The sequence below is a fragment of the Photorhabdus sp. P32 genome (genome assembly GCF_038085095.1).
GTDB classification, from domain to species: domain Bacteria; phylum Pseudomonadota; class Gammaproteobacteria; order Enterobacterales; family Enterobacteriaceae; genus Photorhabdus; species Photorhabdus luminescens.
This window is the reverse complement of record NZ_JAZGJN010000222.1, coordinates 19,524-27,030: the sequence shown is the minus strand read 5'-3', so window position 1 is coordinate 27,030 and position 7,507 is coordinate 19,524. Positions and strand designations below refer to the sequence as shown.

Sequence of the window (7,507 nt, the reverse complement as noted above, 5' to 3'; positions counted from 1 at the left end):
TCAATGAGCACGGGTATATACCATGATAGTAAGGTCCTTTTATATTTAATTCATCAATTAATCTATTGATGAAATTATCTACTTTACAAATGACCTTTGGGAAATATCATTCCTATTACAAATACGCTTTCACACAATGATAAATTAACACAAATTATAAATTTACCCTTAAAGATCCAAAATCAATTCTGACATTTATATCGATAAAATCAAATATAAATTCTCGATATTATTATTTAATAATAGGAATATATATCATTAGTTTTCCATATTATTGCATGGAATTAAATAAAACAAATAATCATTATAATCCTAACGACTATGGTTATATAAAAATATCCAATAATAAATTCTCACATCACAATAAATTGAAATTCAACGAAAACAAAAGCAAACAAAAAAAATAAGAAGATAGCGTTGCTACTAGCGACGCTTTGTTATTTTTACATCTGAGAGAGAGAAGCTATTCAGTGCAATAGGTGCACAATCACACATCAGTGGGCGATCAAATCAACCTAATGGGGAAAATAGGTCAGAACATATTTCAGAATGGAAAAAAATAAATTTCGTTATTTTAAACGAGTTTTGTCTACGATCTAGAGGGAGAGAACCTCTCCCTCTTTCTCTTTAATCAACCGCCAACAGCAATACGTTTCATATCTGTCATGTAACCACGTAATACGCGGCCAACAACTTCAACTGGGTGGTTACGAATAGCCTCGTTTACATCGCGTAACTGGGCGTTATCGATACCGTTGTCTGCAACGGACTTACCCAAATCACCCGCCTGTAGCGAACCCATAAACTTCTCTTTCAGCAACGGAACCGCAACATGAGAGAACAAATAGTTACCATATTCTGCGGTATCAGAAATAACGACATTCATTTCATACAGGCGTTTACGAGCGATAGTATTCGCAATCAGGGGTAATTCATGCAGAGATTCATAATAGGCAGATTCAGCAATAATACCGGTATCAACCATAATTTCGAATGCCAGTTCAACCCCGGCTTTCACCATAGCAACCATTAAAACGGCGTGATCAAAGTATTCCTGTTCACTGATTTTGCCATCATATTCAGGTGAATTCTCAAACGAAGTGTTACCCGTTTCCTCACGCCAGCCTAACAGCTTTTTATCATCATTGGCCCAGTCAGCCATCATCCCGGAGGAAAATTCACCAGAAATGATATCATCCATATGTTTCTGGAACAGCGGCGTCATTATTTCTTTCAACTGCTCAGACAGCGCATACGCTCGCAGTTTTGCCGGGTTAGACAGGCGATCCATCATCAGGGTAATACCACCTTGTTTCAGTGCTTCTGTAATGGTTTCCCAGCCAAACTGGATCAATTTTCCTGCATAACCTGGTTCAGCGCCATCTGCCACCAGTTTGTCATAACACAGCAATGAACCAGCCTGTAACATACCGCACAGAATAGTTTGCTCACCCATCAGGTCAGATTTCACTTCAGCCACGAAAGAAGACTCCAGAACACCGGCGCGATGCGCTCCCGTTGCCGCAGCCCATGCCTTAGCGATTGCCATGCCTTCACCTTTCGGATCGTTTTCCGGGTGAACTGCGATCAAAGTAGGCACACCAAAACCCCGTTTATATTCTTCACGCACTTCAGTACCAGGACACTTAGGCGCAACCATCACCACAGTGATGTCTTTACGGATTTGTTCACCTACTTCAACAATGTTTAAACCGTGAGAATAACCCAGTGCAGCGCCTTCTTTCATCAACGGTTGAACCGCGCGAACAACAGAAGAGTGTTGCTTATCCGGCGTCAGGTTAATGACCAAATCAGCCTGCGGTATTAACTCTTCATAAGTGCCGACTTGAAAACCACTTTCCGTCGCTTTACGCCATGAAGCACGTTTTTCTTCAATGGCCTCTTTACGCAGGGCATAAGCGATATCCAGACCGGAGTCACGCATATTCAAGCCCTGATTCAGCCCCTGCGCTCCGCAACCGACGATAACCACTTTTTTACCTTTTAAATATCCTGCTTCATCAACAAACTCTTCCCGCGCCATAAAACGACATTTACCTAACTGCGCCAACTGCTGACGCAAATTCAGCGTATTAAAATAATTAGCCATTAGTGGACTCCGTTATCCTGTTGTGCTCAGCAATGAAGTGCTGCGACTGTTTTTTTAGATTTCCCCACCCTGTGAGGTGTTTATATATTTTCAATATATGACATGAAAGCCATTGCTTAAATTGATATATTAACAATACTACATTGCACTTTATGCAATACAGATTATTAGACAGGAAAAGGAGAATAGGCTATGGATATACGCGATCTCAAACTGTTTCTACATCTGGCTGAAAGCTGTCATTTTGGCCGTACAGCAAAAGCAATGCATGTCAGTCCATCCACATTATCTCGCCAGATTCAGCGGATTGAAGATATTTTGGGGCATCCATTATTTTTACGGGATAATCGCACCGTAAAACTGACCTTTGCCGGCGAGCAATTTAAACAATTCGCCCAACAGACATTGTTACAATACCAGCAACTAAAACACTCACTGAATCAACAAAGCCCATCTCTAAGCGGCGAGTTACGTCTGTTTTGTTCAGTCACCGCGGCCTACAGTCACTTACCACAGATCCTAGACCGTTTTCGTGCAGAACATCCTATGGTTGAAATCAAACTCATCACGGGTGATGCCGCAGATGCAGTCAATAAGATACAGTCTAATGATGCCGATTTAGGCATCGCCGGTAAGCCGGAAAAACTTCCAGATAATGTCAGCTTCACCAAAATCGGTGAAGTCCCGCTGGTACTGATCGCGCCTTCCCTTCCCTGCTCTGTACGTGCACTTGTCATACAAGAGCACCCTGACTGGAATAACATTCCCTTTATTTTGCCGGAACACGGTCCTTCACGTAAGCGCATTGAATCTTGGTTCCGCCGCCATAAAATTAACAACCCTTTGATTTACGCTACCGTGTCCGGTCATGAAGCTATTGTTTCTATGGTTGCATTGGGTTGTGGAGTGGCATTAATTCCCAATGTCGTTGTAGAAAATAGCCCTGAACCGGTACGCAATCGCATATCTTTATTAGACAATATTTCCCTAGTAGAGCCGTTTGAATTGGGTATATGTGTACAGAGAAAACGGCTCAATGAACCCCTGATTAAAGCATTTTGGGGATTGTTATAACAAACTGCGTTAACAGGTCTTTTTATTCATTACAAGCCTGATGCAACTTATTTTTGGTATTATGCCAATATACTTATAATTTATGTGGCCTAATTCACAAAGAACATAAAAATATAACCATATTGTTCTCATGATAATATGTTTAATATAAGTTATAACCAATCAAAATAATTATATGAAAATATTGGCCCCGCATTAAATTTTTGGTCATTAATTATGTTACGAAAGAAAATACTTTTAACTATATCAAGCAGATAATAGCTATTTAACATTAAATAATTTAGATATTGTTAAGCTTGGCCAGCAAAAATTGAATATTCCGCCAGCAAAAAACAGAGTGGAAAATAATTCTTTACGCCATGCCATAACAATATTTTCCAATAATGAGATTATTTTTCCATAGATACCAGAGGAGGAAACTTCATAATAATAATTTAATAGTATTGTGATGACATAATAACTAATATTAATTATTTAATGAGTTAATATAATTTAATTAAAAAATAACACCAAGGATTTATAATAATTAAATAAAATAATTAATTCAAATACACACAACAATTTAATAAAGGACACCATCATGTTACACAAAATAGACAAATCACCGTATTTTATTAAATTCTATAAATTCCATCTACAAGATCTGGTTTTCTCTTACAATATGCAAACAGAATGGCATCATCATCCTTGTATCCAATTAAGTGTATCACCCCATAATTCACTCATGAGGATTGATACCGAAAATGAATCGAGGCAAGTACATGGATTCATTATTTCCTCTAATATTAAACACAAATTACACTCAGAAGGGCAACTCTGTTTTAATTTACTGATAGATCTAGCCAACCCGCTATGTCATTTATTACTACATCAGATGAGAGGTTCAGACATAATATATTTAAACCAAGAATCATCTGGTTTGATAGCAAACTATTTTAGTCACTGCTTACAATCAGAAACCTCTCCAGATATTTTCATCTTAAATAACCTTTTAGGTAAAATAGAAGATTGCCATTGTTATCAGGATAAACGAATCATGAAAGCAGCCTCTCTTATTACTGAATTACCGGTTAAATGTATATCTTCTCGTGAAATATCAAATCAACTCTACTTATCCGAAAGTCGATTCTTGCATCTATTTAGAGAAAAAATGGGCACTAATTTCCGTAGTTATCTATTATGGAAACGTCTGCATCATGCTATTGATGAGATACATTCATCAGATTCACTAACTTTATTAGCTTGTAATAGCGGATTTTCCGATGGCGCACATTTCAGTCGTACCTGTATGACGCTATATGGATTAAGGCCCTCTGAATTAAAGCATGCCAGTAAGAACAGAATACAACAAGCACAACAAAAATATTTTAATTTATCATCAACATTCACAGGTCTAAATTTTACAAAGCAAAACATCTGTGTCATGAATAAATAATATTTTTGATAAATTACCTAAAATAAATAATTTATATTTATAACCGTTATTATCAAAGCCAGTATGTTAGAGATTCTGTATCATTTTATTCCTAATAGCACATTTAGTATATTATGCACTTTTAGTAATGATACAGAATTCAGAATAATGCCATAGCAATACTACAGAATAAACCATCAATCCACAACAAATAAAACATACAGAGTAAAATATCACTATTCTGTATTAACAATTCATTTTAATGATACATGCCCTTTCAGATAATTTTCTACCCATTTAGCGACGCGACAAGTGTCTTTATAAGCCCCTAACATCAGTTCAGAACCACGGCTACTCAACCATTTCCGCCCAACGATAAATAACCCAGGATAAGGGGTTTTCCCACCTTCCGCATGACCATTTTTACAAACGAATCCGTTAGCATCCGCAGCGCCGGGAAGCGTTAACCATGCCGTATCATCTTTATATCCCAAACACCAAATAACCGTATCCACCTCATATTGATTGCCAGACAAATCACATAATTTATTGTCTTTTATATCAACTAATCTATTCGCTATTTTTATATCCAAAGCGGCTAACCGATGGTTTTTCAGATCGCCACAAGGGATAGGATTACGCCGCCGCATGATTTTCCCTACCAAACTGTCATAATTGGCAAATAACAGACCACTTTTGCTTAACCACCAAAAGATATCTTTGCCCAGTATTCTATTAGGTAAGAGAGGACGGGAAGAACCACAAAATAACGTCACCTTCGTCGTTGCTGCCAAATCTTTAGCAATCTGACGGCCACTCGCACCATCGCCAATGATAGCGACTCGGCTGCCCGCTTTAATTTGCTTAGGCTCCCGATATTGATCTGCTGCGATTTGCTGTATATCGGTAGAAAGTTGTTCAGCAAGCGCCGGAATATCAGCTAATTGATTAGCACCGGTTGCATTAATTAAACAAGGCGCATGAAATACTTTTCCGTCTTTTGTTTTAACACGATAGCCATTTTTATCATGCTTCACCTCAACCACTTCAGTTTGGGTATGTATAGCAAGGTTATGATGTGAAGCATAGCGTTCAAGGTAATCAGCAACTTCATTTTTATCTGGATAGCCATCTTCGATTCCAGAAAATGGTAAACCGTGAAGCTGAGTCATACCGCGTGAAGTGAATAACAGCATATTATCAGGACGCCTGCGCCACACATCACCAATACGCGCTTCTCGCTCTAATATGCAGACATTAATATTCTTAGCCGCAAGGATAGCAGCTAAACTTAATCCGGCTTGACCGGCACCTACAATTAAGCAATCCATCTTCATCATGCATACTCATTTTTTAATTTAGTATTTATCTATATTTTTTATCATCATCGAAATCTTAGGACAATGAAAAACTTTACAAAAGAACATCTAATAGATAAAAAAACAACGAACATCACAAAAATATAAAAGACAATTAAAAAATTTACTTGAATTAACTGGTCATATTCGCACTAAAGTGAATATTTTGAATAAACCAGCTATTTTTAGCATAATTTTAACAATATTGACAAATCCATATAATAATCAAAGCAATAATATAGCCAATTTATTCAATAAAAATAAATTATTAATGACTATCCTTTTTGCCTACATAACTTATGCTTTATTGCTATAACTTATAATAAACAAAGATTAATTTATCTACTCATTACCCTACCGGAGATAAAAAAATGGAAAATATCAAAAATATATACAACGGTATAAAATCTCGTGGCGGAAATCCGCTGAAATGGTTAATAGCCGATGTCGATCTGCTCTATAAGCTGTCTAAAGAAGAGCAACAGGAATTAAAAACTTGTTTGCTCAAAGACGCTTTCCATTTCCATTATCACAATAACCCTTACTATAGAGATATTTGTGAAAAACAAGGTATTAAACCAGAAGACATCCAGAATTATAATGATTTAGTTCGCATCCCGCTGATACCTGTTGCAACTTATAAATCAGCCGAAAGTCATCGTTTATTAAGCAAGCCATTATCTGAAATCGAACATGAAATGCGCTCAACGGGTACCAGTGGAATTCCTAGCGTTTATCGTCGTTGCCACGATACGATGGATCATACCGTATTGGCTGTCTATTCTAATTATCGCAGTATATTCAAAGTATCTGGCGGCGCCGGCCTATGTTTATGCCCGTCAACAGAAGATATTCCAGAAATGGCGCTGGTTAAAATCTTTAATTTCCTGACAGGTTTGCTCGATACCCGACGCTATATGATTAATCAGGACCGCTTCTCCCCAGAAGATGCACTGAACCAATTAATCCAGTGGAAAGGCAAATTCACCCGGCATTTAATTGGCCCTCCATTCATGATCCACCGTTTTATCACGTTCCTAAAAGAGAATAATACCAAGCTCACTTTAGATCGCGATAGCATGGTCATTACTATGGGCGGCTGGAAACGTTTTACCGGGGATATGATCTCCCGCGGCGAATTAAATGCAGATATCGAAGAATGGATGGGCATTCCAGCTTCCCGGACACGTGATATGTATGGTCTGGTCGAAGCAAACGTTCTTGCTATCGAAGATGAATATAATCATAAGCATGTTCCTCCTTATATTCATTTCTCCGTTCGTGATCCTAATGATTTAACACGCGAGCTACCTGATGGTGAAACCGGGCAATTAGTGATTTTAGATCCACTTTCTGTTTCCACTCCCGGCATGTTACTAACAGAAGATTTGGTCTACTTGCGTACCGATCCTAACAAATCCTGGCGTAATTCTCAGCGAGTTCAGTTTGTTATGCGTACCGCTGCTGCTAAAGAGTTTGGTTGCTGTGCAGTCAACCTTGAGAGAAAAATGTCAGATGATGAAGGCCCCGCAGCGACACCCGCAGTCTAAA

The 7,507-nt window shown here is 38.0% G+C and carries 5 protein-coding genes; 3 read left to right on the top strand and 2 right to left on the bottom strand.

Annotated features, from left to right (window positions below; genetic code table 11):
• Nucleotides 1–631 precede the first annotated feature (631 nt).
• On the bottom strand, nucleotides 632–2,110 hold the full coding sequence (ilvC, locus tag V2H77_RS05555; protein ID WP_341498018.1) for a ketol-acid reductoisomerase: 1,479 nt from the start codon (nucleotides 2,108–2,110) through the stop codon (nucleotides 632–634).
• Nucleotides 2,111–2,302: 192 nt separating this feature from the next.
• Between ilvC and ilvY the strand changes: the two genes are divergently transcribed.
• Together ilvY and V2H77_RS05545 are read left to right on the top strand one after the other, a co-directional pair.
• Entirely contained in the window at nucleotides 2,303–3,184 is an 882-nt protein-coding gene (gene ilvY / locus V2H77_RS05550; RefSeq protein ID WP_265379788.1) for an HTH-type transcriptional activator IlvY, read from the top strand.
• A 580-nt stretch (nucleotides 3,185–3,764) separates the two neighbouring features.
• Nucleotides 3,765–4,619 carry an AraC family transcriptional regulator gene (locus V2H77_RS05545; protein WP_341498017.1) on the top strand — a complete coding sequence of 285 codons (855 nt, stop codon included), beginning with the start codon at nucleotides 3,765–3,767 and terminating at the stop codon, nucleotides 4,617–4,619.
• 233 nt (nucleotides 4,620–4,852) lie between these two features.
• On the opposite strand, the gene V2H77_RS05540 is transcribed toward V2H77_RS05545, so the two are convergent.
• Nucleotides 4,853–5,938, bottom strand: a complete 1,086-nt coding sequence (locus V2H77_RS05540) for a flavin-containing monooxygenase (protein WP_341498016.1) — start codon at nucleotides 5,936–5,938, stop codon at nucleotides 4,853–4,855.
• 389 nt (nucleotides 5,939–6,327) lie between these two features.
• On the opposite strand from V2H77_RS05540, the gene V2H77_RS05535 reads away from it, so the two are divergent.
• Nucleotides 6,328–7,506, top strand: a complete 1,179-nt coding sequence (locus V2H77_RS05535) for a LuxE/PaaK family acyltransferase (RefSeq protein ID WP_341498015.1) — start codon at nucleotides 6,328–6,330, stop codon at nucleotides 7,504–7,506.
• Nucleotide 7,507: the final 1 nt, after the last annotated feature.